Source organism: Streptomyces sp. NPDC002676 (assembly GCF_053592455.1).
On the sequence record NZ_JBSFVT010000004.1, the window covers coordinates 322790 to 347952 of the forward strand.

The 25163-nt window shown below is 72.4% G+C and carries 24 protein-coding genes; 9 read left to right on the plus strand and 15 right to left on the minus strand.

Translation table 11 applies throughout. From position 1 onward, the window contains the following. Positions 1–24: 24 nt before the first annotated feature. From ACWD3E_RS14765 to ACWD3E_RS14775, 3 genes are all read right to left on the minus strand, one after another. On the minus strand, positions 25–468 hold the full coding sequence (locus ACWD3E_RS14765; RefSeq protein ID WP_451387917.1) for a hypothetical protein: 444 nt from the start codon (positions 466–468) through the stop codon (positions 25–27). 138 nt (positions 469–606) lie between these two features. Continuing rightward, the gene (locus ACWD3E_RS14770) at positions 607–1119 is read right to left on the minus strand and encodes an EF-hand domain-containing protein (protein ID WP_451387918.1); all 513 of its coding nucleotides are present in this window, start codon (positions 1117–1119) and stop codon (positions 607–609) included. Positions 1120–1277: 158 nt separating this feature from the next. Next, a complete protein-coding gene (locus ACWD3E_RS14775; protein ID WP_451387919.1) occupies positions 1278–1670 on the minus strand; it encodes an STAS domain-containing protein in 393 nt (130 codons plus the stop codon). Positions 1671–2014: 344 nt separating this feature from the next. Between ACWD3E_RS14775 and ACWD3E_RS14780 the strand changes: the two genes are divergently transcribed. Continuing rightward, positions 2015–2608 carry a sigma-70 family RNA polymerase sigma factor gene (locus ACWD3E_RS14780; protein WP_451387920.1) on the plus strand — a complete coding sequence of 198 codons (594 nt, stop codon included), beginning with the start codon at positions 2015–2017 and terminating at the stop codon, positions 2606–2608. Further along, on the plus strand, positions 2605–3822 hold the full coding sequence (locus tag ACWD3E_RS14785) for a zf-HC2 domain-containing protein (RefSeq protein ID WP_451387921.1): 1218 nt from the start codon (positions 2605–2607) through the stop codon (positions 3820–3822). The genes ACWD3E_RS14780 and ACWD3E_RS14785 overlap by 4 nt, the downstream gene beginning before the upstream one ends. Before the next feature lie 26 nt (positions 3823–3848). On the opposite strand, the gene purU is transcribed toward ACWD3E_RS14785, so the two are convergent. Together purU and ACWD3E_RS14795 are read right to left on the minus strand one after the other, a co-directional pair. Further along, positions 3849–4718 carry a formyltetrahydrofolate deformylase gene (gene purU, locus ACWD3E_RS14790; protein ID WP_451387922.1) on the minus strand — a complete coding sequence of 290 codons (870 nt, stop codon included), beginning with the start codon at positions 4716–4718 and terminating at the stop codon, positions 3849–3851. 86 nt (positions 4719–4804) lie between these two features. Next, a complete protein-coding gene (locus tag ACWD3E_RS14795) occupies positions 4805–5305 on the minus strand; it encodes an SCO4402 family protein (RefSeq protein ID WP_451387923.1) in 501 nt (166 codons plus the stop codon). Between the two features lie 117 nt (positions 5306–5422). Between ACWD3E_RS14795 and ACWD3E_RS14800 the strand changes: the two genes are divergently transcribed. Further along, complete coding sequence (locus ACWD3E_RS14800) at positions 5423–6748, plus strand: ABC transporter substrate-binding protein (protein WP_451387924.1); 1326 nt, start codon at positions 5423–5425, stop codon at positions 6746–6748. A gap of 53 nt (positions 6749–6801) precedes the next feature. Here ACWD3E_RS14800 and ACWD3E_RS14805 read toward each other — a convergent pair whose 3' ends face one another. Both ACWD3E_RS14805 and ACWD3E_RS14810 read right to left on the minus strand, forming a co-directional pair. Continuing rightward, positions 6802–8595 carry a hypothetical protein gene (locus tag ACWD3E_RS14805; protein WP_451387925.1) on the minus strand — a complete coding sequence of 598 codons (1794 nt, stop codon included), beginning with the start codon at positions 8593–8595 and terminating at the stop codon, positions 6802–6804. 257 nt (positions 8596–8852) lie between these two features. Next, positions 8853–10235: a transcriptional regulator gene (locus tag ACWD3E_RS14810; protein WP_451387926.1), complete on the minus strand. Its 1383-nt coding sequence runs from the start codon at positions 10233–10235 to the stop codon at positions 8853–8855. 299 nt (positions 10236–10534) lie between these two features. Here ACWD3E_RS14810 and ACWD3E_RS14815 point away from each other — a divergent pair, with 299 nt between their 5' ends. From ACWD3E_RS14815 to ACWD3E_RS14825, 3 genes are read left to right on the plus strand one after another with little or no spacing between them, the layout of a single operon-like run. Then, on the plus strand, positions 10535–11200 hold the full coding sequence (locus tag ACWD3E_RS14815; RefSeq protein ID WP_451387927.1) for a bifunctional DNA primase/polymerase: 666 nt from the start codon (positions 10535–10537) through the stop codon (positions 11198–11200). 55 nt (positions 11201–11255) lie between these two features. Next, positions 11256–12032 (plus strand): ABC transporter ATP-binding protein, encoded by a 777-nt coding sequence (locus ACWD3E_RS14820; RefSeq protein WP_451350634.1) that lies wholly within the window; start codon positions 11256–11258, stop codon positions 12030–12032. Continuing rightward, positions 12029–13615, plus strand: a complete 1587-nt coding sequence (locus tag ACWD3E_RS14825) for a transporter (RefSeq protein WP_451387928.1) — start codon at positions 12029–12031, stop codon at positions 13613–13615. Before ACWD3E_RS14820 ends, ACWD3E_RS14825 begins: the two co-directional genes overlap by 4 nt. A gap of 42 nt (positions 13616–13657) precedes the next feature. Here ACWD3E_RS14825 and ACWD3E_RS14830 read toward each other — a convergent pair whose 3' ends face one another. Both ACWD3E_RS14830 and ACWD3E_RS14835 read right to left on the minus strand, forming a co-directional pair. Next, a complete protein-coding gene (locus ACWD3E_RS14830; protein WP_451387929.1) occupies positions 13658–14545 on the minus strand; it encodes an alpha/beta fold hydrolase in 888 nt (295 codons plus the stop codon). A gap of 294 nt (positions 14546–14839) precedes the next feature. Continuing rightward, positions 14840–15532: a metal-dependent transcriptional regulator gene (locus ACWD3E_RS14835; protein WP_451387930.1), complete on the minus strand. Its 693-nt coding sequence runs from the start codon at positions 15530–15532 to the stop codon at positions 14840–14842. A gap of 195 nt (positions 15533–15727) precedes the next feature. Here ACWD3E_RS14835 and ACWD3E_RS14840 point away from each other — a divergent pair, with 195 nt between their 5' ends. Together ACWD3E_RS14840 and ACWD3E_RS14845 are read left to right on the plus strand one after the other, a co-directional pair. Continuing rightward, complete coding sequence (locus ACWD3E_RS14840; RefSeq protein ID WP_451387931.1) at positions 15728–16177, plus strand: GNAT family N-acetyltransferase; 450 nt, start codon at positions 15728–15730, stop codon at positions 16175–16177. Between the two features lie 99 nt (positions 16178–16276). Further along, entirely contained in the window at positions 16277–17737 is a 1461-nt protein-coding gene (locus ACWD3E_RS14845) for a PAS domain-containing protein (RefSeq protein WP_451388151.1), read from the plus strand. An 18-nt stretch (positions 17738–17755) separates the two neighbouring features. Here ACWD3E_RS14845 and ACWD3E_RS14850 read toward each other — a convergent pair whose 3' ends face one another. Continuing rightward, positions 17756–18511 carry an SIS domain-containing protein gene (locus tag ACWD3E_RS14850; RefSeq protein WP_451387932.1) on the minus strand — a complete coding sequence of 252 codons (756 nt, stop codon included), beginning with the start codon at positions 18509–18511 and terminating at the stop codon, positions 17756–17758. Positions 18512–18917: 406 nt separating this feature from the next. Then, complete coding sequence (locus ACWD3E_RS14855) at positions 18918–20018, minus strand: citrate synthase 2 (protein WP_451387933.1); 1101 nt, start codon at positions 20016–20018, stop codon at positions 18918–18920. A 164-nt stretch (positions 20019–20182) separates the two neighbouring features. On the opposite strand from ACWD3E_RS14855, the gene pdxH reads away from it, so the two are divergent. Further along, a complete protein-coding gene (gene pdxH, locus ACWD3E_RS14860) occupies positions 20183–20869 on the plus strand; it encodes a pyridoxamine 5'-phosphate oxidase (protein WP_451387934.1) in 687 nt (228 codons plus the stop codon). 22 nt (positions 20870–20891) lie between these two features. Here pdxH and ACWD3E_RS14865 read toward each other — a convergent pair whose 3' ends face one another. From ACWD3E_RS14865 to ACWD3E_RS14880, 4 genes are all read right to left on the minus strand, one after another. Further along, positions 20892–21941, minus strand: coding sequence for an isopenicillin N synthase family dioxygenase (locus ACWD3E_RS14865; RefSeq protein WP_451387935.1), 1050 nt, complete (start codon positions 21939–21941; stop codon positions 20892–20894). A gap of 278 nt (positions 21942–22219) precedes the next feature. After that, positions 22220–22852, minus strand: a complete 633-nt coding sequence (locus ACWD3E_RS14870; RefSeq protein ID WP_451387936.1) for a TetR/AcrR family transcriptional regulator — start codon at positions 22850–22852, stop codon at positions 22220–22222. After that, entirely contained in the window at positions 22840–23574 is a 735-nt protein-coding gene (locus tag ACWD3E_RS14875) for an enoyl-CoA hydratase family protein (RefSeq protein WP_451387937.1), read from the minus strand. Before ACWD3E_RS14875 ends, ACWD3E_RS14870 begins: the two co-directional genes overlap by 13 nt. Further along, on the minus strand, positions 23571–25145 hold the full coding sequence (locus ACWD3E_RS14880) for a 4-coumarate--CoA ligase family protein (protein WP_451387938.1): 1575 nt from the start codon (positions 25143–25145) through the stop codon (positions 23571–23573). The genes ACWD3E_RS14875 and ACWD3E_RS14880 overlap by 4 nt, the downstream gene beginning before the upstream one ends. Positions 25146–25163 lie beyond the last annotated feature (18 nt).

The window sequence follows — 25163 nt, forward strand, 5'->3', positions numbered from 1 at the left end:
TTGCCCCGGAGGCCTTGCCCCGGGTCAGTCGCCGGAGTAACCCCAGAAGTAGATCTCCCGAGGCTCGCCCTGCTCGTCATGGAGCACGGCGCACCGGCCGTACCAGCGCCAGTGGTCGAACTCCTCGAACCGCGGAACGTGAGCCCGGGTGAGCTTCCGCGTGCCCAGGACACGCAGCGCCTCTTCCTCGGTCACCTGCTTCATCGTGCAGTAGTCCGGCTTCTCATCCCGCCCGATGATCCGGAAGATGTCGAGGATCGAATGCGTCCCGTCGTGCTGGACGAGCTCGTGCTCCCACAGCTCGTCCATGGTCTCCGGCCACGGCAGGCGATCTTCCAACGGCCTCCAGTCGGCACCGGGTCCCCAGTAGTAGTCCCGCTCCTCGAAGACCTTCCGCCGCAGCCCCTCGAACGCCCCTACGAGGTCTTCCTGATACGGCACGGAGTAGTTCCACTCCGACGCTCCCATACGGCCCCTCCCCACGCAGCTCTGCCAGAACGGCCGGACGCTATCAGCGACCACTGACACCACCGCGCGGTCGTCTTGCAGGACCTCCGACGCCTGCACATGAGGGACGACCTCTGCAAACTCCCTTATGAGACGGCCCTATTCCGGGACCGTGAAGTACCGCGCGAGGGCCGGGACGATATCCGGCTCGCCCACCAGACCATCTCCGTCGGTGTCCAGTGCGGCGGCTGCCGTCGGGGCGATCTCCTCCGGCACGTGGAACACCCGCAGCACGCGTACGGTGTCCGCCACCGTGGCCCGACCGTCCCCGTCGGAGTCCGCCACCGCCAGGGCCGCGTGGAGGAAGGGGCGGGCGATCTCGGCGAAGCGCTCGGGGTTGTCGCGCAGGCGCTTGACCGCGCCGGTGACGAACTCCTCGCGGGTGATGCGCTGATCACCGTCCCGGTCCGCGATCCCCGCCATGCCCTGCCAGAACGCCTCCGCACCGGCGTACAGCGCCTGGCCCTTGTCGGACCGGGCTGTCACGGCGAACTCGGCGAGCAGCGCCTTGGCCGCCGCGTTGAAGTCCTCGCGGTCGATCCAGCCGTTGCCGTCCTGGTCGAAGGTGGCGAACCGGGCTGCGATCCTGCGCTCGTACTCGGTGCTGACCATGTCTGTTCGGGCCGCCTTACGTGTGCGTGGGTTGACCTGGCACGGAGCGTACGACGCAGAGGGCGGGCAGATGGCGGGAAAACCGCGCTTGTGCCAAGACCGGGGGAATTCTGCGACAACTGTATGGCCGTGTCGCAGAGACAGGGGGTGTCCGGCGGTCAGGCCGAGAGTGGGCCCGCCTCGTCCGTCGCCTCGTCCGCCGTCGCGGACTCGACGTCGGCACGGACATCGAACAGGCGTCGCACGCCGAGCGCACCGAGGACCCGGTTGACGTGCGAGCCGTCCACCGCGCCCCGGTCCGGCAGGATCAGCCGCAGCCGCCCCTGGCAGGAGCGGATCAGTCTGCGGGCTGCGACGAGGACGCCGACCCCGCTGGAGTCGCAGAAGAAGACCTCCGATAGGTCCAGGACGAGGCTGTGGTGACCCTCGGCCACCACGTCGTGCACCCGTTGGCGCAGGACCGGCGACGTCATCAGGTCCAGCTCTCCCGACACCCTGAGCACGGCCCAGTCGCCGTGTTCCCCGCCGGTCACCTTGAAAGCCACAGCCATGCCCCTCCGCTCGCCGGATATCCGGAACCGCCCGGAAACGGAAGCAGTTCCTACGATTCTTTCCGCGCGGCTGCCCAGCGGCCGTTCCCTGAAACGTAGGGCGACAAACCGGGGGCGATCGGCAAGGGACTTGTTCAAGTCACTATCGATCCGCTTCGATCAGTATTCGATCAGGATTTGACCCCTGCCGCGTGAAGGATGTGTGAAGAGGGCACTATCACCTGCGGCGCTACAGGGGGCGCACATTGACACAAAGGGGCGTGCGCTGTCAGACGTGCCGACTACATTCGAGATGAAGGTGCAGAGAGGCTGAACGGGCCGGACACGGGCGAGGGGAGGACCGCATGGCCGACAAGGACGTACCGCCCCGCTGGGACCGCAAGATGCAGCAGCGGCTCACCCGCGGTGAGGCAGCCGCCCTCGGCGAGCTGTACGACCGGTACGCCTCTCTCGTGCACAGCCTCGCCCACCGTGTCCTCGGCGACGAGCAGGGCGCCGACAGCGTCACCCGCGAGGTCTTCGCGCACCTCTGGGAACACCCCGAGACCTACAACGCCAAGCAGGGCCCGCTGCGCTCCTGGATCGCCGACGTGACCCACCGGCTGGCCGTGCAGCGGCTGCGCGACAGCGAGACCGCCGCGCTGCTCCGGAGCGGGAGCGGGGCCGACGGCGAACGGGAGAGCGCCTCGCGGGAGCTGGAGGGCAAGGTGCGCCGCGCCTCGGTCGCCGCCCGCGCCGACTACATCGTCCACTCCATGCCCGCCCCGCTGCGCGCCGCCCTGGAGCTGGCCTACTTCCAGCGCCGCGACTACCGCCAGACCGCCGTCGACCTCGGCGTCACCGAGGACGAGGCCCGCCGCCGGCTCCGCCTCGGCCTGCAACTGCTGTCCACCGCCCACGACGCGGGGGCACCTCCGGGGTTCGGGGGTGCGGTGTGAGCGGGGTGGGACGCTTCGAGGCGCACGACGACAGCGACCTCGCCGACCTGGGGGAACTCGCGCCCGTGCCGCTCGACCTGTCGCACGACGTCCTGAAGTCGCTCCTCGGCGCCTGGGCGCTGGCCGCCTGCTCCGCCGCCGAGACCGCGGCCGTCGAGGAGCACCTCGGCACCTGCGGAGCCTGCGCGGAGGAGGCGCTGCGGCTGCGCGCGGCGGTCGGCCTGCTGCACCAGCCGGAGAGCCTCGACCTGGATCCGGCGCTGCGCAACCGCGTCCTGGAGAGCTGCCTGGACCGTCGGCCGCCGCGCATCCCGGTGCCCGCGTGGGCGGCGGCGTACGACTCCGAGACCGCGCGGCTGGACGCGCTGCTGCAGGACTTCGGGGAGGCCGAGTGGCACGCGCCGGTGCGGCTGCGGTGGTTCGAGGCGGGCGCGGCGATGAGCCGTCGTACGACCGTGGCCGGGGTGATCGCGCACCTGCTGGCGGTGGACGGGCTGGTCGCGGCGGCGCTCGGCCTGACGGACCCGCTGGCCGAGGTCCCGGAGGTCGCCGAAGCCGCCGAGGCCGCGGAGCGGGGACCGCTGGGGCCCGCCGCGCGCACCGAGGCGTACTGGCGGGCAGGCCGCTTCCCGCCGACCCGGTCGGTGCGGGAGACCTGGCGGGAGCAGAGCCACGCCCTCGTGCGGACGGTGTCCTTCACCGGCGGCAGCACGGGCGGGCTCACGGTGTCGTACGGCGACTTCACGCTGCCGCTGCACGACGCGATGCTGGACCGCGCCTTCGAGTGCTGGGCGCACGCGGAGGACATCGCGGAGGCGGTGGACTACCCGTACGAGCCGCCCGCGCCGCGCCATCTGGGCAAGATGATCGACCTGGCGGCCGGCATGCTCCCGGCGGCGCTCGCCGAGCGGCGCCGGGCGGGGCTGTCCGCGCCCGGCCGGAGCCCGCACCTGGTCCCGGCGGGCGCGCCGGGGCGCAGCCTGCGTCTGGAGATCGAGGGCGCGGCGGGCGGCCAGTGGCTGATCCCGCTGGACTCACCCGCCGCGGTGGGCTCCGCCGAGTTCGAGGTGGCCCATGTCGCCCTGGACGGCGCGGAGTTCTGCCGGCTGGCCGCCGGGCACGTCTCGCCGGAGGAGGCCGCGGCGGGGCAGGACGGGGACCGGGAGGCGATCAGGGAGGTGCTGGCCGCGGCGGCGTCCCTCAGCAGGATGTAGGCGCCGGACGAAGCCGGCCCGGGGGCTCAGGCGAACACGACCGTCCGGCGGCCGTTGAGCAGGATCCTGCGTTCCGCATGCCACTTCACCGCACGCGCCAGCGCCTGGCACTCCACGTCGCGGCCCACGGCGACCAGTTGGTCCGGGGTGGCGTCGTGGCCCACGCGCTCGACCTCCTGCTCGATGATCGGGCCCTCGTCCAGGTCGGCCGTCACATAGTGCGCCGTCGCGCCGATCAGCTTGACGCCCCTCGCGTGCGCCTGGTGGTACGGCTTGGCACCCTTGAAGCTCGGCAGGAAGGAGTGGTGGATGTTGATGATCCGGCCGCTCAGCTCCTTGCACAGGTCGTCCGAGAGGACCTGCATGTAGCGGGCGAGGACGACCAGTTCGACGCCCTCCTCGCGCACCAGGTCCAGGAGCCGCGCCTCGGCCTCGGACTTGGTGTCCTTCGTCACCGGGATGTGGTGGAAGGGGATGTTGTAGGAGCCCACCAGCTCGGCGAAGTCGGTGTGGTTCGACACCACGGCCGCGATCTCCACCGGGAGGGCGCCGATCCGGGCGCGGAACAGCAGGTCGTTCAGGCAGTGGCCGAACTTGCTGACCATCAGGACGATGCGCATCTTCTCGTCGGCCCGGTTGATCTGCCAGTCCATGTGGAAGGAGTCACCGATCGCCGCGAAGCTCGCCCGCAGCTTGTCCACCGTCAGCGGCGCCTCCGCCGAGAAGTGGACCCGCATGAAGAACAGACCCGTGTCGTGATCGCCGAACTGCTGGCTGTCCTCGATGTTGCAGCCCGTCATGAACAGGTAGCTGGACACCGCGTGCACGATGCCCTTCTTGTCCGGGCAGGAGATCGTGAGGACGTACTGGTCGGCCGGGGCGGGCTGCTCGTTCATGCACCACAGGGTCTCACGCCGGGCCCGCCCGAGCCGTTCCCGTCCGCCACGCGGACTTACGCCGGCATGCGCGGGTCCACGCCGGCCTACGCGGACCGCGTGAGTATTCGCAGCACCTCGAGGCTCTGTGGCCGCGCGTCCGGATCGTCCCCGTCGCTCATCGCCATGCGCACATGGGCGTCCCGCGCGGCCCGCACCGCCTCCGGCCACCCCTGGTGGTCGAGGTAGGCGGCGACCGGCGCGTCCGGGCCGACCTGGTGCATGATCCGCAGCACCCGCAGCACGGCGGTGTCGACGAGCGCGGCCTCCTGGGAGTCCCGGAAGATCGTGCCGACGTATTTCTCCGCCGACCAGCTGTCCAGCCAGGTGTCCTCCACCAGCCGGTACACCGCGTCCGTGACGTCACCGAAGCCGTCGGCGCCGGCCAGCCAGACGTCCCGCTGGAACGCGGGGTCGGAGAGCATGTGCAGCGCGGAGCGCACGTTGCTGCGCCAGCGCCACCACGGCATGTCGTTCAGTGGCATGCCGCCCATGGTGGAGGAGCGACGGCCGCGACGGGAAGAGTTCTCCGAACCTTGCACGGTCATCGATCGTACGTTCCCTGTCCCACCAGCCTCACCGGCCCCTGCAATTCACCCGGATGTCACCTTCTGTTGCCCAAGGGTCACTCCCGGGTTAGTGGTGTGAGGGAATCGTGCATGTTCATGACCGGCAGGCGACGCATCCGCAGCACCTTCTTCCCCGCCCTCCCTCGGACCAGCCGCAGAACCGCTCTGTCCGTGAGCGCAGTGGCCCTGTCTGCGTCACTCGCCGCCGGATGCGGGGTCATCCCCGGTGCCACGGGGGGCTCCGGGGATGACCCGATCAAGGTGATGACCTGGGCACCCCAGGACACCGACGCGACCAACAAGCCGGGCATGCCCAAGATGGCCCGCGCCTACGCGAAGTGGATCAACTCGCACGGCGGCATCCACGGCCGCAAGCTCCAGGTCCTGACCTGCAACGACCACAACGACAACGTGGGCGCCTCGAAGTGCGCCCGGTGGGCGGCCGACCAGAACGTGGTCGCCGTCGTCGGCTCCTACAGCCAGTTCGGCGACTCCTTCCTCGCCCCGCTGGAGAGCGCCGGCATTCCCTACATCGGCGGCTACGGCGTCACCAAGGACGAGTTCACCGGCAACATGTCGTATCCGGTCAACGGCGGCCAGCCCGTCCTGCTGGCCGGTCTCGGCAGGGCCCTCGCCACCACCTGCGGCCCGGTCGCCCTGGTCCGCCCCGACAGCATCGCGGGCGACGAGCTGCCCATGGTGCTCGACTCGGGGCTGAAGGCCGGCAGACACCCGGCGGCGGACGACGAGCTGGCCGCCGAGGACGCCACCGAGTACGGCGAGCAGGCGCAGAAGGCGCTCACCTACGCGTCCGGGAACCCGGCGCGCAGGGGGTGCGTGGTGCCCGCGCTCGGGGACCGTACCGACACCTTCATGGACTCCTTCCGGCGCGACCGCCAGAACTTCCCGAAGGTGCGCACGGCGACCTCGATCGGCAGCGTCGACCAGACGGTGATCAACGCGACGGGCGGGGCGGCCGGACCCTACGAGGGCTCGTACATCACCAGCTGGTACCCGCCGGCCTCGAACTCCCGCTGGGACACGATGAAGAAGGTCGTCAACGAGGAGGCCTTCGGCGACAACGACATCGACCCCGCCGACGCCGGAGTGCAGACCACCTGGATCGCCTACACCGTGCTGAAGGCCGCTCTGGAGAAGATCGGCGACGGCGAGGTGAGCGCCGAGAGCGTCCGGCACACGCTCGACGACGGCCTCAGGGTCTCCACCGGCGGCCTCACCCCCACGCTGAGCTGGCCCCAGGAGGGCAAGCTCGCCGCGGTCGGCCTCCCGCGGCTGGTCAACGCCGATGTGACCCTCCAGGTGGTCCAGGACGGCCGGCTGGTCGCGGTCAACACCGGCATCGGCGGGAGCTCCGGACGCGTCGACGTGACGGGGACGCTGGAGAACGCCGACATCGGCTGACGCCCGCGCCTCCCGCGCCCGCGGCCCCGTTCACACGTAACACACGTCAGGCATCACAGCTGGGTCGGCTGGCGCACGGTCAGGCCGTACTTCTTGGCGATCACGTTCCACAGCGCCGCCGCCTTCAGCTTCTGCCCGCTGGCGACACCGCTCTCCCGGTCGCCGGCCTTGCGCTCGCTGGTGTAGCGGGGGTGGCCGTGGCGGCAGCCGTGGTGTCTGCCCGCCTGGTCGGCCCATGCCGCGTAGTGGCTGTCGGCCGACGCGGAGGCCTGCCAGGCCTTGGTGAGGGCGGCCGTCAGCTCCGCGCCGGCGGGCAGCTTGTCGACGGACAGCTTGCCCAGGCTGGTGACCAGCCCGCCTCGCTGCTTGGCCGCGTCGCGCAGGTTGGAGGCGGAGTCGTCGAGGTTGTCGCACTGCTTCACGTCGCCCACCGACTTGATCACCGAGGCGCGGCTGCTGCCGCTGTCGCTCAGCAGCTGGTCCAGGGCGACCGCCTGCTGCCGGGCGGGGTCGGCGGCGGGCGAGGCGGAGTTCTGGGCCGGGGTCGACGCGGCGACGTTCTTGTCGCCATCGACCTTGTCGCCGCCACCGCCACCGCCGCTGAGCAGCGCGCCGGCGCCGATCCCGACGACCGCGATGCCGACGCCTATGGCGGCGATCATCGGCACGCGTGAACCGCTGCGTCCTCCCCCGCGCCGGTCGTGGTCATCGTCGTCGTAGCGCGAGTTGTAGGACTCCCGGGGCGAGATGTACGGCGGCTGGGCCGGGCCCGGGTAGGCGTCGGCCTCGACGCGCGGAAGCTGCTGCGTGGAGCCGGCCGGGCTGCCGCCGCCGGCGGGCCCGCTGCGGAAGAGGTTCTCGAAGCCGGCGGGCGGCTGCGGGTCCCCGCCGTACGGCGGTATGAGCTGGGTGGCGTCCGTGGCGGAGGCGGGCGCCTGCTGCTGCGGCTGCTGCGGGGTGAGCCCCAGGAACTGCGTCTGGTCCGCGCCGGCCTCGGTCGGCAGCGCGCCCGCCGTCACCGGCGGGATGAACTGCGTGGCCCCCTCGTCGGCGGGCGCCGCGGGGACCGGCGGGATGTACTGCGTGGCGCCGTCGGCCGCGGCGGCCTGCGCGGGCGGCAGATACGGGGCCGCGCCCTCGTGGGCGGGGGCCGCAGCCGGGACCGGCGGGATGTACTGGGTGGCGCCGTCGGCCGCCGGGGGCAGCGGGGCGCTCTGCGCCGGGTAGCCGTCCGGGTGGGCGGGCGGCAGGGGCGCGGCGGCGGGGGGCGCGTCGTACTGCTGCTGGCGCTGGGCGCCGTACGGCTGCTGGTGCTGCTGATGCTGGTACGGGGCCGGGTCGGGGGCGCCGTACGCGGGCTGCTGACCGGCGCCGTACGCCGGGTCGTGACCGTGCGAGCCGTAGGCCGGGCCGTGACCGTTCGCACCGTAGGCCGGGTCCTGGCCGCCCGCGCCGTAGCCCTGACCAGGGCCGCCGGAGCCGTACGTCTGTCCCGAGCCGTCGGAGCCGTACGCCGGGGCCTGGCTGCCGGAGCCGTACGCCTGGCCGCCGTACGCCGGAGCCGGTGCGCCCTCCGGGGGCAGCGGGCCGGGACCGGTGGCGGACGGGGGCTGCTGGTCGGTGCCCCAGTGGCGGCCCTCGGCCGGGGACCAGCCCTGGCCGGGCTCGGGTGCCTGCTCGCCGGGGCCCCAGGAGCCGCCCCAGGCCTGTCCGCCGGGCGGCGCCGTGGAGGAGGCGGGTGCGCCGGTCATGCCCGGCAGCACGGGCTCGCCTCCGTCCGAGGGCAGCACGATGCCTTCGTGCGCGGGCTGCGCCGAGGGCTCCTCGCCCTGTCCACTCTGCGTCACCGGGACTCCTACGTATGGGGGACTTCGGAATCGTCGGCTCACGCTACCGGGTCCCCCGAGCCGGGTGCCACGCAGCCGGGGGCGCGATCTTGTTCCCTGTGACAGCGGTAACAAAACCACCCCGCCGCACGCTGTTTATGGCTGCCGTGCGGCAACCGCCTCCCATCCGGCTGCCGTTTTCCGGGTGTTCACGTGATCTTGGAGTCCGCGTTCCGGTGATCTTGAGGCCGGTGGTCGGGCGGCCTCAAGGCCGGTGATCAGGCGACCTGGAGGTCGAGGCGGGCGCCGAACTCCCGCACCACCGCCTCGTCCCGGAACGGCTCCAGCCGCTGCTGGAGATCGTCCAGGTACTCGGCGCCCCGGTTGGAGCGGAGCGATTCCAGCAGCTCCACCGCCTTCAGGCCCGTGTGGCAGGCCTGTTCGATCTCCCGCTGCTGCACCTGGGCCGTGGCGAGCAGCACATAGCCGATGGCGCGGCGCCGCGCCCGGCCCTCGGGGTGCCCGGCCAGCGACTGCTCGGCGTACCGGGCCGCCGCCTCGGGCTGCCCGAGGTCGCGGTGGCAGTGCGCCAACTCGTCGGCCAGATAGGCCTCGTCGAAGTGCGCGATCCACACCGGGTCGTCGCCGGAGGCCGCGTCCGCCGCCTCCATCGCCGTGAGCGCGCGCCCGGAGGCCGCCTGCGCGCCCCGTACGTCGCCGAGCAGGGCGTGCCCGCGCGCCTCGGCCGCGTGGAACATCGCCTCCGCGCGCGGAGTCACCCGCCCCCGCGCACCCTCCTGGGCCGCCCGCGCCAGCTGCGAGATCTCCCGCGGGTTTCCGAGCTGCGCGGCGAGGTGGCTCATGGAGGCGGCGAGGACGTAGCCGCCGTAACCGCGGTCACCGGCGGCCTGCGCGAGGCGCAGCGACTGGATGTAGTACCGCTGGGCGAGGCCCGGTTGCCCGGTGTCCACCGCCATGTACCCGGCGAGTTCGGTCAACCGGGCGACGGCGGCGAAGAGTTCACGGCCGACGGCCTCCCGGTACGAGCCCGCGAGCAGCCCGGAGACGACGCTGTTGAGGTAGTGCACGACCACCGGCCGCACATGCCCGCTGCCGAACCGGTGGTCGAGGTCGACGAGCGCCTGGGTCATGGACCGTACGGCCGCCACGTCGGCCTGGCCCACGCGCGGCCCCGCCTGCCGGGCGACCGCGGCGTCCGGCGCCGAGATCAGCCAGTCGCGGCTGGGCTCGACCAGCGCGGAGGCGGCGACGGAGGAGCCGGACAGGAAGTCCCGCCGGCCCACGTCGCTGCGCCACAGCTCGCAGACCTGCTCGATGGCCCCCAGTACCGTCGGCGAGAACTGGAGACCGACGCCCGAGGCGAGGTTCTTGCCGTTGGCCATGCCGATCTCGTCGATCGTGACCGTACGGCCGAGTTTGCGCCCCAGCGCCTCCGCGATGATCGCCGGGGCCCGGCCGCGCGGTTGCTGCCCGCGCAGCCAGCGGGCCACGGACGTCTTGTCGTAGCGCAGGTCGAGACCGTGCTCGGCGCCGCACATGTTGACCCGCCGGGCCAGCCCGGCGTTCGAGCACCCCGCTTCCTGGATGAGAGCCTGCAGCCGTTCGTTCGGCTGCCTCGCAACGAGAGGCCTTGCGGCCATGTGTTACCCCCTGCGAACCCCTGGAGCGTAAAGATCCGGCCGGTTGATCCGGTCGGGAAGATCCGGTCGGACGATCACTGCCCAGCTGGCATACCGTCAATGCGTGACATATGCGGTTTGCCGGGGTAAAGGCTGATGCCATCCCCCTTCCTGGCTACCCAGCCGACGCCCCGACCCCTCCTGCGCGCCCCCGCCCGTGCACCCGTGCGCCCCGGCTGCCGAATCGATGCTCCTTCCCGCGCGCGCGAGACGCGGGACCCGGGCCGTAACCCGGGGTGGGTGCGGGAGTTGAGAGGAGCGTGGAAGACACCATCGCGGGCGCCGAAAACACTCAGATTGCCGGTCAGATTCCCCAGCAACGCGGAGAGTCGCTGCTGGAGACCGCCGTACGCTACGTCGAGGACCGGCACTGGGACGTGTTCCCGGGGGCCTGGCTGGAGGCCGTCGACGGGGTGCAGCGCTGCTCGTGCGGCGACGCGGCCTGCCTGACACCGGGGGCGCATCCCGCGCGCCCCGACTGGGCGGCCCAGGCGACCGGCAGTGCGACCGTCGCGCGCCGGATGTGGCAGAAGCAGCCGACCGCGTCGATTCTGCTGCCGACGGGACGGACGTTCGACGCGCTGTCCGTCCCGGAGAGCGCCGGGTTTCTGGCGCTGGCCCGGATGGAGCGGATGGAGCTGACCCTCGGGCCGGTGACGCTCACCCCGGACCGGCGGATGTACTTCTTCGTGCTGCCGGGCGCCTCGACGAAGGTCCCCGAGGCGGTACGGACGCTGGGCTGGTCGTTGGCGTCGCTGGATCTCGCGCCGCTGGGGGAGGGCAGTTACGTAGCCGCCCCGCCGACCCGCTTCGCCTCGCGCGGTGCCGTGCAGTGGGCCTGCCGGCCGACGCCGGCCAACCGGTGGCTGCCGGACGCGGAGGAGTTGATCTCGCCACTTGCCTACGCGTGCGGCAGGGACCGCTGACCTCCCTGTTTTCCCGCGCCCCTACAGGCAGTTGCAGGCGCCGTAGGCTTCATGCATGACCGATGTTGCAGTTCATGTACGGGGGCTCTGGAAGCAATTCGGGCAGCAAGTTGCTGTCGGCGGGATCGATCTCGATCTGCCGGCCGGCAAGTTCATCGGGCTGGTCGGGCCCAACGGGGCGGGAAAAACGACCACGTTGTCCATGGTGACCGGGCTGTTGCGGCCGGATCAGGGGACCGTCGAGGTCGTCGGGCAGGACGTGTGGCGGGACCCGGTGGCCGTCAAGGCGCGGATCGGCGTGCTTCCCGAGGGGCTGAGGCTGTTCGAGCGGCTGTCGGGGCGGGAGTTGCTCGCCTACTCGGGGCGGCTGCGGGGGCTGCCCGGGGACGAGGTGGACAAGCGGGCCACGCAGTTGCTGGACGTGCTCGACCTCGCCGGGGCGCAGCACAAGCTCGTCGTCGACTACTCGACCGGCATGCGCAAGAAGATCGGGCTCGCCGCGGCGCTGCTCCACAACCCCGAGGTGCTCTTCCTGGACGAGCCGTTCGAAGGGGTCGACCCGGTCTCCGCGCAGACCATCCGGGGCGTCCTGGAGCGCTACACCGCCTCCGGCGCCACCGTCGTCTTCTCCTCCCATGTGATGGAGCTGGTCGAGTCGTTGTGCGACTGGGTGGCCGTGATGGCCGCGGGACGGATCCGCGCCACCGGAACCCTGGCGGAGGTGCGCGGGGCGCATCCCACGCTCCAGGGCGCGTTCCTGGAGCTGGTGGGGGCGAGAGGGCGGGACGCGGGGTCCGATCTGGACTGGCTGGGCGGCGGGGCGGCCCGATGACGAACGTCACCTCCACCGTCGTACGGCTGAAGCTGTCGCTGCTGCGGAACGGGCTCAGGCAGTCGGCGGGCCGGCGGGCCGCGTTCGTCACCTCCGCCGTCGTCGCGCTGATCATCGCGCTGCTGCAACTGCTGGGCCTGCTGGCGCTGCGCGGGAATGCGCACGCCGCGGCCGTCACCGTGCCGGGCACGGCCGTGCTGGCGCTGGGCTGGGCGGTGATGCCGCTGTTCTTCCCCAGCGGTGACGAGACGCTGGACCCGACCCGGCTGGTCATGCTGCCGCTGCGGCCCCGGCCGCTGGTCCGGGCCCTGCTGGCCGCCTCCCTGGTCGGCATCGGGCCGCTGTTCACGCTGCTGGTGCTGGTGGGATGCGTGGTGTCCGTGGCGCACGGGGCTGCGGGGTACGCCGTCGCGGTCGTCGCCGTCGTGCTCGCGCTGCTGGTCTGCGTGGCGCTCGCGCGGGCCGTCGCCGCCGCCAACGTGCAGCTGCTGACCAGCAGGAAGGGCCGCGATCTGGCCGTGCTGAGCGGTCTGGTGATCGCGATCGGGGCGCAGCTGGTCAACTTCGGCCTGCAGCGGCTGGGTTCGGCCGGCCTCGGGCAGCTGGACCCGGTCGCGGATGTGCTGGAGTGGGTGCCCCCGGCCTCGGCGGTGGGCGCGGTGCACGCGGCGAGCGAGGGGTCGTACGGCATGGCCGCCGCCCAACTGGCCCTTTCGGCGGCCGGGTTGGCGGCCCTGGTCGTGGTGTGGGCGCGGAGCCTGACGCGGCTGATGACCGCGCCCGACGGCTCCACGCTCCAGGCCGCCGACGCCGGGGCACAGGACCGTACGTCGGCCGGGCTCGGGCGGCTGCTGCCGGACGGGCGCGCGGGTACGGTCATGGAACGCACCCTGCGCTACATCTGGCGGGACCCGAAGACCAAGGCCGCGTGGGTGACGTCGCTGGCGATCGGGCTGATCATCCCGGTGTTCAACGCGGTGCAGGGCACGGGCTCGGTCTACTTCGCGTGCTTCGCCGCCGGGATGCTCGGCATGCAGATGTACAACCAGTTCGGGCAGGACAGCTCCGCGTTCTGGATGGTGGCCATGACCATCTCCTCCGCGCGGGACGCCTACACCGAACTGCGCGGACGGGCCCTGGCCCTGCTGCTGATCACCCTGCCGTACGCCGTGCTCGTCACGGCGCTCACGACCGCGCTGCTGGGCGGCTGGGACCGGATCCCGGAGGCGCTCGGGCTGTCCTTCGCGCTGCTCGGGGCGATGCTGGCGACCGGCGCGTGGACCTCGGCCCACTTCCCGTACTCCATCCCGCAGGAGGGCCACAAGAACGTGGTCCCGGGCCAGGCCGGCATCGCCTGGATCTCCATCTTCGGCGGCATGGTGGCGGCGGCCCTGATCAGCTCCCCGGTCATCGCCCTCACCGTCTGGCTGCACGTGAGCGCCGGCGGCGCGGACTGGACCTGGCTGCTGCTGCCGGTGGGCGCGGCGTACGGCGCGGGGTTCACGTGGCTCGGGCTGCGGCTCGCGGCCCCGAGGACGGCGGCCCGGCTGCCGGAGATTCTCACGGCTGTGAGCAAGGGGTAGCGCCGCCCGTCCGCGACAGGAACGCTTCCTGGGCCGCCGCCGTCAGCCCACCAGGACCCGGTCCAGGAAGGGCTCGATCGCCGACCGCCAGGCGTCCGGGCGGTCGTAGTGGACGAGGTGCCCGGCGTCGACGACCTCGGCGTAGGCGCCGTGCGGCAGGACGCGGACCATCTCCTGGGCCTCGGCGCGGCCCAGCTCGCCGTCCAGCCCGCGGACGACGAGAGCGGGGCACTGCACCTGGGCCAGCTCCTCCCAGTGGGCGTCGTAGACCCACGTCTCCCGGGAGCGGAGCATCTGGTCGGGTTCGAAGACGGGGCGCCAGCCGTCGGCGGCCTCGTGCATGACCTCGGCGTAGAAGGCGCCGCGGGAGGGGTTGGGGCGTTCCAGGCGGGGGTCGTCCTCGCCGAACCACTTGCGGACGTCGGCGAGGGTGGCGAAGGGGGCGGGCCAGGAGCGGAACCAGTCGGCCCACTCGCGCTGCGAGGCGGCGCCGAGCGCGGAGGCGCGCATGTCGCAGATGACCAGGCCGCGCACCAGGTCGGGGCGTTTGGCGGCGAGCTGCCAGGCGGTCAGGGCGCCCATCGCGTGGCCGATGAGGACGGCGGGGGCGAGGCCGAGCTGTTCGAGGGCGGCCTCGACGTCGTCGACGTAGGCCTCGCGGGTGTAGGCGGCCTGTGCGGGCTTGTCGCTCTGGCCGTGGCCGCGCTGGTCGAGCGCGACGGCGCGGTGGCGCTCGGCGAGCCAGCGGGCCGTGGGCGCCCAGTGGGAGGCGCGTCCCATCAGCCCGTGGAGTAACAGCACGCCCGGAGTACCCGGCTCCGGACCCGCCTGGTCCAAGGGGTCCCCCGGATCCGTCTTGGGAGGGTCGGCGAACTCCCAGGCCGCCAGCCGCACCCCGCCCGCTCCCGTCACATCGATACGCCGCGCCATGGGCCTGGCACCCCCCAGCTCCGCCGCCTGCCTCGCACCGGTGTTCTGCCGGTGTCGTACTGCCGCCGCAGATTATCGAATAGCTATTCGAAAAATCTGTCTCTGCGGACAACACCCCTCGTTCGAGTGACACCCCTCAAGGAATGATCGCCGCCGCCAAGGGGATCTTTCTGGCGGGAGGCGGACCGCTCGGGGAAAAACGGTCCGAGGGGGATGACCCTGAGAGCTCGGGGCTCCGGGTCAGCACAGGGGAGGACGGGCCCCGGCGCCGCACAGCGCCGGGGCCCTCTCATGTCAGCGCTTGGCCACGAACACGTGCGAGGCGACCTCCGGCTCCAGCTCGGCCGCCTCACCGCCGCTGCCCACCAGCACCCCGCCGGGCGACTCCGTCACGCTCACCACCGAGCCGGGCTGCACGCCCGCCCGCCGCAGCGTGTACATGAGCTGCGCGTCCGTCTGGATGGGCTCGCCGATCCGGCGGACGACCACGTTCTTGCCGTCGCTGCCCGCGTCCAGCTCGGCCAGCGACACCATGCTCTCGTCCAGGAACGGGTCGGCCCCGTCCTTCTCGCCCAACTCCTCCAGGCCCGGGATCGGGTTGCCGTACGGCGACTCGGTCGGGTGACGCAGCAGCTCCAGCACGCGCCGCTCCACCGCCTCGCTCATCACGTGCTCCCAGCGGCAGGCCTCCGCGTGCACCTGCTCCCACTCCAGGCCGATCACGTCGACCAGCAGACACTCCGCGAGCCGGTGCTTGCGCATCACGCGGGTGGCCAGTCGGCGGCCCTCCTCGGTCAGCTCCAGATGCCGGTCGCTCGCCACGGCCACGAGTCCGTCGCGCTCCATCCGTGCCACCGTCTGGCTCACCGTCGGCCCGCTCTGGTCGAGCCGCTCCGCGATGCGGGCTCGCATGGGGACGACACCTTCCTCTTCGAGTTCGAGGATGGTGCGGAGGTACATCTCCGTGGTGTCGATCAGTCCGGACATACGTGCCCCTCGATTACCTCTGCCGGAAGCTCGCCCGGCGCGTGCGCTGGCCCTGTCACCAATTCTGCCGGATCCCACTGACAAGCGGGCGCCGCCGCGTAAACCCGCGCAGCTGCGAGCCCATCGAGTGCCTGGTGCGCAGCCGGCGCCGAAAGCGGTGGACGGGGTGGTTTTTCCGGCCGTACGTTGCGTCGCATGGCAGACCTGCGAATCGCCCCCGTCGACGGTGACCTCATGCTCGAAGAGTGGCGGTACGTACACAACGTGATCGTTCCGCCCGCCGCCATGTCGCCGGCCGAGGCCCGGGAGCGGCACGAGCGCTACCGGCTGGCCAACGCCTACCTCGGTGACGTGCTCGTCGGCTGCTCCACCGTCCGCCCGCCGGCCGGGGAGCAGGCCGTGGCGACCGTCATCGCGCGTGTGCTGCCCGGGTACCGGCGGCGCGGCTTCGGCGCCGCCCTGTACGAGGACGGGCTCACCCGCGCGCGCGGGCTCGGTGCCGGGGGGATCGAGACGTGTGTGCTGGCGGTGAACGAGGACGGGCTGCGGTTCGCCGTACGGAACGGGTTCGTGGAGACCGACCGGTACGTGCTGGACGGCGAGCGGGACGAATGGGTGGATCTGCGCCTGGCGACAGTTGGCTGATTCCTTGCTGATTCCTTCAATCTTGCGGGAACAGGATGTGGGCTGTGTCACGTTCGAGTTGAATGAAGGCCAGTGAGCGAACCGAGCGCCGTACGTCGTATGCCGTACACGCGCCGACGCAGCCTCCAGGGGGTCCAGGTGAGTGCATCCCGGCGGAGTGGGACCACCGATGAGCTGGGGCCGGACGAGCCCGAGCCGCGCGGTCCTGCGGACCCGCACGGTCCGGAGGAGCCCGGCGGCTCCGACCTGCTCGCCGCGCTGCTCGACGGGATGGACGCGGCCCTGTGCGCCTTCGACGCCGAAGGGGTCGTCACCCACTGGAACCGGGAGGCCGAGCGCATTCTGGGCTGGACCGCGGCCGAGGCGGTGGGCCGGCCCGGGTTCGCCGGGTGGGCGGTGCGCAGCGCCGACGCCGCGGAGGTCGAGGCGCGGCTGATGTCGGCCATGCATGCCCCGGGCCGGCAGGTGCACGAGTTCGCCCTGGTCACCAAGGACGGCGGCCGGGTGCTCGTGCGGACCCAGTCGGCCGCGGTGCGCGGGCCCGACGGCAGGCCCGCGGGCGTGTACTGCGCCTTCAGCGAGGTGCACGCGCAGATCGACCTGGAGCGGTCCATCGCCCTCAGCGAGGCCCTGCTGGAGGACGCGTCCTGGGGTGTCGTGCTCGTCGACGCCGACCTGCGGCCCGCCGTGGTGAACGCGCACGCGGCCCGCGCGCTCGGCACCGGCCGCACCTCGGCGCTGGGCAGGCCGCTCGGCGAACTGATCGCCCAGGGCGTGGAGGAGCTGGAGGGCGCCCTCACCCATGTGCTGGCCGAGGGCGCCCCGCCCGCGCCCGCCGAGATGTGGGTGACCGTGCGCGCGCCCGAGGGCGAGAAGCGGCGCTGCTGGCGCAGCGGGTTCGTGCGGCTGGCCTCGCCGCTCGCCGAGGAACCGGTGCCGCTCGGGGTCGGCTGGCTCTTCCAGGACGTCACCGAGGCCAAGCAGGGCGAGCAGGAGTCGGCGCTGTTGCGCTTCCGCACCAATCAGCTGCACCGCGCGGCACGCGCCGCCGCCGAGTGCGAGGATCCGGCCGAGGCGGCCACCGTCCACCTGGACTTCGCCCTCGCCGGCTTCGCCGACCACGCCCTGCTCGACCGCGTGGCGGGCGCCCCGCGGGCGGAGGGCGACGAGACGGCCCCGGTACGGCTGGTACGGCTCGCCGCCACGCCCGCCGGAGCGCCGGGCCCCAGCCTGCTCACGGGCGCGGCCGGGCTGCCGCTGCGCTACGAGCCGGGGCACCCGGCGCTGAGCTGCGTCGAGCGGGCCGGAACCGTGCGTGCCGACGCCGGTTCGGCGCCGGCCGAGCAGGCCCGGGAGTGGGCGCTGGCCCGCCAGTGGCCCGACGACGCCGTGCACGCCCTGTGCGCGGTGCTGCGCAGCCGGGGGCGGACGGTGGGCGTGGTCACCTTCCTGCGCGGCGCGGGCCGCAGCCGCTTCGAGCGCGCGGACGCGGCCTACGCGGAGGATGTGGCGGCCCGTATTGCCACGGCCCTGGATCTGGCGCAGATGGCGAAGCAATAAGGGGAGGCAGCAGGGGGCTCAGCGCCGGTAGAAGATCCGGTCGCCGTACTCCTCCATGACCCGGCTGTTCCACTCGTGGCCGCCGTCCACGTTGCCGGAGCGCAGCAGCGGGGGTTCGATGCCGCGGTCGGCGAGGGCGGCGGCCGTGGTGGCCAGGACGGCCTGCATCAGGGCGGTGGTGACGACCGTGGAGGCCGGGGCGAAGGGGGCCGGGATGGTCTCGAGGGTGAGTTCCGCGTCGCCGACCGCGATCTTCGAGTCGAGGACGAGGTCGCAGTGGTCCTTCAGGAAGGTGCCCGAGGCGTGCCGGGACCTCGTCTCCGCGGCGTACGCCACCGATGTCACGCCGATGACCTTCACGCCGAGGGCGCGGGCGTTCATGGCCATCTCCACGGGCAGGGCGTTGCGCCCGGACAGGGAGATGATCACCAGGGCGTCTCCGGCACGGACCGGGGAGGTGTCCAGGACGGCGCTCGCGAGCCCGTCGACGCGTTCGAGGGCGGAGCCGAGGGTCGCCGGGGTGACGTCGACGCCGACGACTCCGGGGACGGCGAGCAGGTTCATGAGGGCGAGTCCGCCCGCGCGGTAGACGACGTCCTGGGCGGCGAGGGAGGAGTGCCCGGCGCCGAAGGCGAACAGGCGGCCACCGGCCGCCACAGTGTCGGCGAGCAGGGCGCCGGCCGCGGTGATCGCCTCGGCCTCCTCCTCGCGGACCCGTTGCAGCAGGCCGATGGCGGCGTCGAAGAACAGGTCGGCAGGCGTGCCGTCGCTCATGCGGTGCCCCTTCGCAGCGTCTGTGTCGCGGATCACCCTGCGGTCTGGACCAATGCGGTGTCAATACGGCGGCTGGGGCTCCGGGGTTCCCGTGTCGGGGCGCCGGAGACCTGGTGCGTAAAAAAACAGTTGAGCCTCTCCCGACGACTTCCTAGGGTGTGAGGTACACGAGAAGGGAGGTGGTTCGGCAGATGTATGAGAACCGGACGCGTGAGGTGGCTGCGGGCTAGCGGCTCGCCACCACAACATGTGCGGTGCCGGACCAGCGTGCGTGCAAAGCACGCCGCAGTCGGCCCAATCCCAAGCAGTCACCCGACCCGCGAGCTCGCCGGTACGTCCGGCCGGCTCCCCCGCCGAGCAGGCGGAGGAACCGAGCTCGCGGGTCGTCTGCGTTCAGGGGACCCGGTCAGTGCGCGATGTCCGCGTAGCCCTCGACCTCCTGCGGGCCGCGCGGCCCCGGTCCCACGTAGTGGGCGGAAGGCCGGACCAGGCGGCCCGTGCGCTTCTGTTCGAGGATGTGGGCCGACCAGCCGGCCGTCCTGGCGCAGGTGAACATCGAGGTGAACATGTGGGCCGGGACCTCGGCGAAGTCCAGCATGATCGCGGCCCAGAACTCCACGTTCGTGGCCAGGACGCGGTCGGGGCGGCGGTTGTGGAGTTCCTCCAGGGCCGCCTTCTCCAGTGCCTCCGCGATCTCGAAGCGGGGGGCGCCCAGTTCACGGGCCGTGCGGCGCAGGACGCGGGCGCGGGGGTCCTCGGCGCGGTACACCCGGTGGCCGAAGCCCATCAGACGCTCGCCGCGGTCCAGGGCGTTCTTGACGTACGCCTCGGCGTCGCCCGTCCGCTCGATCTCCTCGATCATGCCGAGGACTCGGGACGGTGCTCCGCCATGAAGGGGGCCGGACATCGCGCCCACCGCGCCCGAGAGCGCTGCGGCCACATCCGCGCCCGTCGACGCGATCACCCGCGCCGTGAAGGTGGAGGCGTTCATGCCGTGCTCGGCGGCGGACGTCCAGTAGGCGTCCACGGCGGCGACGTGCTTCGGGTCCGGCTCGCCCCGCCAGCGGATCATGAAGCGTTCGACCACCGAGTTCGCCTTGTCGATCTCTCGCTGCGGCACCATCGGCAGGCCCTGGCCGCGGGCGGACTGGGCGACGTAGGACAGGGCCATGACGGCGGCGCGGGCGAGGTCGTCGCGGGCCTGTGCTTCGTCGATGTCGAGCAGGGGGCGCAGGCCCCAGACCGGTGCCAGCATGGCCAGCGCGGACTGTACGTCCACGCGGATGTCGCCGGAGTGGACCGGGATCGGGAAGGGTTCGGCGGGTGGCAGGCCGGGGTTGAAGGCGCCGTCGACCAGCAGCCCCCACACGTTCCCGAAGGAGACGTGGCCGACCAGGTCCTCGATGTCGACGCCCCGGTAACGCAGGGCGCCGCCCTCCTTGTCCGGTTCGGCGATCTCCGTCTCGAACGCGACGACTCCTTCGAGTCCGGGTACGAAGTCGGACATCAGCGGCTCCTCGTCATGTGTCGGCGGCGGTCACCCCGGTGATGCCCCGATCGGCCGGTGGTCACCCAAAACCGCGTGCAGACCTGCACGATAACCCCGGGTGCCATGGTTGGGGAGACCATGCGGCACTGAGTGCCAGGAGTTCGGTACGGCAAGATGACCGCGTGACCGACCGCGACCGCTTCCTCGACCCGGCCATCGATCCCGCCGCCATGCGCAAGCAGTACCGGGCCGCGGGGCTCGAAGAGACGGACCTCGCCGCGCACCCGATGGACCAGTTCACGCGCTGGTTCGAGGACGCCGCGCGGGCTGCCCTCCACGGCACGCTGTACGAGCCCAACGCGATGGTCGTCTCGACGGCGGACGAGCGAGGCCGGCCCAGCTCCCGTACGGTCCTGATGAAGCAGTTCGACACGGACGGCTTCGTCTTCTACACCAACTACGACTCCCGCAAGGCGCGCGAGCTGGCCGAGAACCCGTACGTCTCGCTGCTCTTCCCCTGGCACCCGGTCGCCCGCCAGGTCATCGTCACCGGCCTCGCCCGCCGCACCGGCCGGGAGGAGACCACGGAGTATTTCCGCAGCCGTCCGCACGGTTCGCAGCTCGGCGCCTGGGCCAGCGCCCAGTCGTCGGTGATCGCCTCCCGCGCCGAGCTGGAGGCCGCCTATGCCGAGCTGGGCGCCCGTTACCCGGAGGGCGAGGAGGTCCCGGTGCCGCCGCACTGGGGCGGCTTCCGCATCGCTCCGGAGACGGTCGAGTTCTGGCAGGGCCGCGAGAACCGGCTGCACGACCGGCTGCGCTACGTGGCCCAGCCGGACGGCAGTTGGGCCGTGGAGCGCCTCAGCCCCTGAGGCCCGTGCAAGCCGGTGCCCGTCAGGCCGCCGGCGTCAGCAGGTTCGCGTGGTGCCGTTCCGCCACCAGCGGGTGGGCCCGCAGCTTGCCCTTCAGCTCGTTGTAGCCGTACTCGGCGAAGAGCGGGTTCGCGGGGTCGGTCGTGATGCCCGGGGCCGTGGAGGCGTGCGGGAAGGGCAGCAGCTCGACCTTCGCGTCCAGGCGGGGGTTGTAGAAGAACGGCACCGAGAAGCGCTCGGTGGCGCCGGGCGGGCTGACCACGCGGTGGTTGGTGGCGAGCAGGTAGCCGTTGGTCGCGACCTCCAGCAGTTCGCCCAGGTTGACGACGAAGGCGCCGTCGATCGGCGGGACGTCGTGGAAGCGGCCGTCCTCGCGCTGGACCTGGAGGCCGCCGACGGAGTCCTGCAGGAGCAGGGTGAGGAAGCCGTAGTCCTTGTGCGCGCCGACGCCCTGCTCGGTGCCGTCGCCCGCGCTGCCGGGGTAGCGGACGAGCTTGAGGTGCGGGTGGGCGTGCGCGCCGAAGATCGGGTCGTAGAAGTCGGCGGGCGCGCCGATCGCGGTCAGCAGTTCGTGCAGCAGGCGCTCGGCGACCGCGCTCAGCTTGTCGATCCAGGCCAGGGCGGCGGTGCGCAGCTCGGGGAGGGCGGCCGGCCACTGGTTGGGGCCCTGCAGCCACCAGTACGGCGGCTCGCCCTCGGCGGGGACGTGGGCGGGGCGCTCGGCGCCTATGTCGAGCTGGTCGCGCCAGTCGCGGGCGCCCTGGGTGCGCTCGTCCCCGGTGCGCGTGTAGCCGCGGAAGTGGGGCGAGTTGATGTTGTCGAGGGCGAGCCGGTCGGCCTCGGGGAGGGCGAAGAAGGCACGCATGGCGTCGAGGAGCGCGTCCGTCTCGGCCCGGGTCACGCCGTGGCCGACGAGCTGGAAGAAGCCGACGTCGTGCGCGGCGCTGTGCAACTGGGCGTGGAGCAGGGCGCGGGCCTGGGGGCCGCGGTCGGCCGCCGACAGGTCGATGACCGGGAGTTGGTCGTACGACGGGGTCGTCGTGGGGTACGTCGATGCGGTGTGCGTCGTCATGGGTGCGTCCACGGGGTGTGTGGGCCATGGGCAGGCCGCCGCGGGTGTGGGCGGGGCGCCCCGGATGCCGTAAGAAGATGCCGTAAGAAGGCGGAAGAAAAGAGGCTGAATCAGGCCGAAGGCCGACAGCCCATGCTCGTGACGCGCACGTAGTCCACGTGGCGGCGGCGGACGAGCAGCAGAGGCATGGGGGCAAGGGTACTGCCCCGTGGCGGATACGGGTGTGGCCCGCCTCACGGGGGCATGGCGCCGAGTGCGGGGGCCGTGTTCAGCCGTGTTCAGCCCAAGGCTTGTTCCAGCAGGTCGGCCCACTGGGTGACGACGCGTGCGCGGCGCCCGGTGTCGTCGGTGAGGAGGTTGGCCAGGCCCAGGCCGCGGGCCATGTCCAGGAAGCCCTGGACGGTCTCGCGGACGCCGGGCCGGGTCTCGTCGGCGTCGAGGAGTTCGACGGCGATCCGGTGGGTCTCGCGGCCGACGCGGGCCTCCAGCTCGGTCACGCGCAGCCGCAGCTGCTCCTCGTTGGAGGCGGCGACCCACAGGTGCAGGGCGGCGCGGAAGAGGGGGCCGGTGTAGAGGTCGACCAGGGCGGCGACGACGGCGCGGCGGTCGGCGGCGCCCTCCGTGAAGAGTCCCCTCAGCGCGGTGGAGCGTTCCTCGGCGACGTACTCGACGGCGGCCGTGAACAGGTCCTCGCGGGTCGGGAAGTGGTGCTGGGCGGCGCCCCGGGAGACTCCGGCGCGCTCGGCGACGACGGCGACGGTGGAGCCTGCCCAGCCGTGCTCGGCGAGGCAGGCCACGGCGGCTTCCAGGAGCCGCTGCCGGGTGGCCCGGCTGCGGTCCTGCTTGGGCAGGCGGTCGCGTTCGGCCGTACCCGTGCCGCTCGCACCGCCCGTGCCGCTCACACCACCCATGCCGCGTCCCGTCTTTCCAGGAAGGCCGTCATCCCCTCCCGGGCCTGGGCGGAGGCGAACAGCCGGGCCGAGAGCGCGGTCAGGTCCGCCGCGTCCCGGTCGAATGTCTCCAGCACCCTAGCTGTGAGCAGCCGTTTCGTCTCCGCCAGGGCCTCGGGGGCGGAGCGGCGCAGGCCGTCCAGGACGGGTTCGAGGGCTTCGTCGACGTCGTCCGCGGTGAGCGTGAGGAGGCCGGTGCGTACGGCCTCCGGGCCGTCGAAGCGTTCGCCGGTGAGGTAGTAGCGGGCCAGGGCGCGCGGGTCGGCGCGCGGGATGATCGGCAGGGAGATCACCGCCGGGGCCACGCCGATGCGGACCTCGGTCAGGGCGAAGGTGGCGGCGGGGCCGGCGGCGGAGATGTCGCAGGCGGCCAGGAGGCCGAGGCCGCCGGCGCGGACGTGTCCGGTGACCCGGGCGACGACCGGCTTGGGCAGCTCGACGATCTGCCGGAGCGTCCCGACCAGGGCGTCCGGGTCGGGCGGGTCCCGCAGGTCGGCGCCGGCGCAGAAGGTGTTGCCGGTGTGGGTGAGGACGACGGCGCGGACCTCCGGGTCCTTGGCGCAGTCGGTCAGGGCCTCGGCGAGTTCGCCGACGAGGGCGGCCGAGAGCGCGTTGCGGGTGTCGGCGGAGTCGAGGCTGAGGGTTTCCACGGCACGCGCGCGCGTGCGTCCGATCAAGGTCACGGCTGCTCCGGGAGTTCGCGGAGTTCCCGGCGCAGGATCTTCCCGGAGGCCGCGCGGGGCACGCTCGCGACGAAGGTGACCTTGCGGACGCGTTTGTAGGGGGCGACGCGTTCGGCGACGTACAGCATGATCTCGTTCTCGCTCAGGTCGATGGCGGGCTGGCGGACGACGAAGGCGTGCGGGATCTCGTTGCCGTCGTCGTTGTAGGCGCCGATCACGGCGGCGTCGGCGACGCCGGGGTGCGTGAGCAGCAGGGCCTCCAGTTCGGCGGGGGCCACCTGGAAGCCCTTGTACTTGATCAGTTCCTTCACCCGGTCGACGACGAACAGCCAGCCGTCCTTGTCGACCCGGCCGATGTCCCCGGTGTGCACCCAGCCGTCGGTGTCGATCATGTCGGCGGTGGCGTCGGGGCGGCCCAGGTAGCCCTTCATCACCTGCGGACCGCGGATGAGGATCTCGCCGGCCTCTTCGGTGCCGAGGTCCTTGCCGGGGTCGTCCAGGGAGACGATCCGCATCTCGGTGCCGGCGATGAGTCTGCCGACGGTCCCGGCGGGCGCCTCGTGCAGGGCGTCCAGGGGGACGACGTGGGTGCCGGGGGACAGTTCGGTCATGCCGTAGGCCTGGCCTATCGGGGGCAGCCCGAGGCGTTCGGCGCAGGCGGCGGCGAGGGTCGCGTCCAGTGGGGCGGCGGCGCTGATGACGTGCTTCAGGGAGGAGAGGTCGTAGCGGGCGACCGCCGGGTGCTTGGCGAGGGCGAGGACGATCGGCGGGGCGACGTAGAGGCGGGTGATGCGGTGGGTCTCGATGGCCGCGAGGAAGGTCTGGAGGTCGAAGCGTGGCAGGACGACGACCGTGGCGCCCTTGCGCAGCGGGGCGTTCATCAGGGCGGTGAGGCCGTAGATGTGGAAAAGGGGCAGTACGGCCAGGATGCGGTCGCCGGGGCCGGCCGGGACGGCGGCCTCCAGCTGGGCGAGGTTGGTGGCGATCTGCCGGTGGGTGAGCATCACGCCCTTGGGGATGCCGGTGGTGCCGGAGGAGTACGGCAGCGCGGCGATGTCCTCGGCCGGGTCGATGGCCGTCTCGGGCTCGGGCGCGGTCGTGGCGAGCATGTCGATCAGCGACCGGTGTCCGGGGGCGCTGTCGCAGACGAATATCTCCCGTACCCCGCCGGCGAGTTCGGCAGCCCGGCGGGCGGTCTGGAGCAGCGGGGAGACGGTGACGATCCAGCGGGCCGCGCTGTCGCCGAGCTGTTTGGCGAACTCCTCGGGCGTGGCGAGCGGGTGCACGGTGGTGACGGAGGCACCCGCGCGCGTGGCGGCGTAGAAGGCGGTCGGGTAGACAATGGTGTTGGGACTGTGCAGGGCGAGGACGTCGCCGTGGCGGACGCCCGCGTCGGCGAGCGCGGCGGCCAGCCGCCGGTGGAACCGGTCCACTTGCTCGTACGTGAGGGTGGTGCCGTCCGTGCCGTCGACGAGGGCGGGCTGGTCGCCGAAGTCGGCGGCATGGCCCAGCACGGCTTCGTGGATGGGGAGTTCTACGGGCGGAACGTCTGCGTACGCGCTGCGGAACACGGTTCCTCCAAGCGGCTG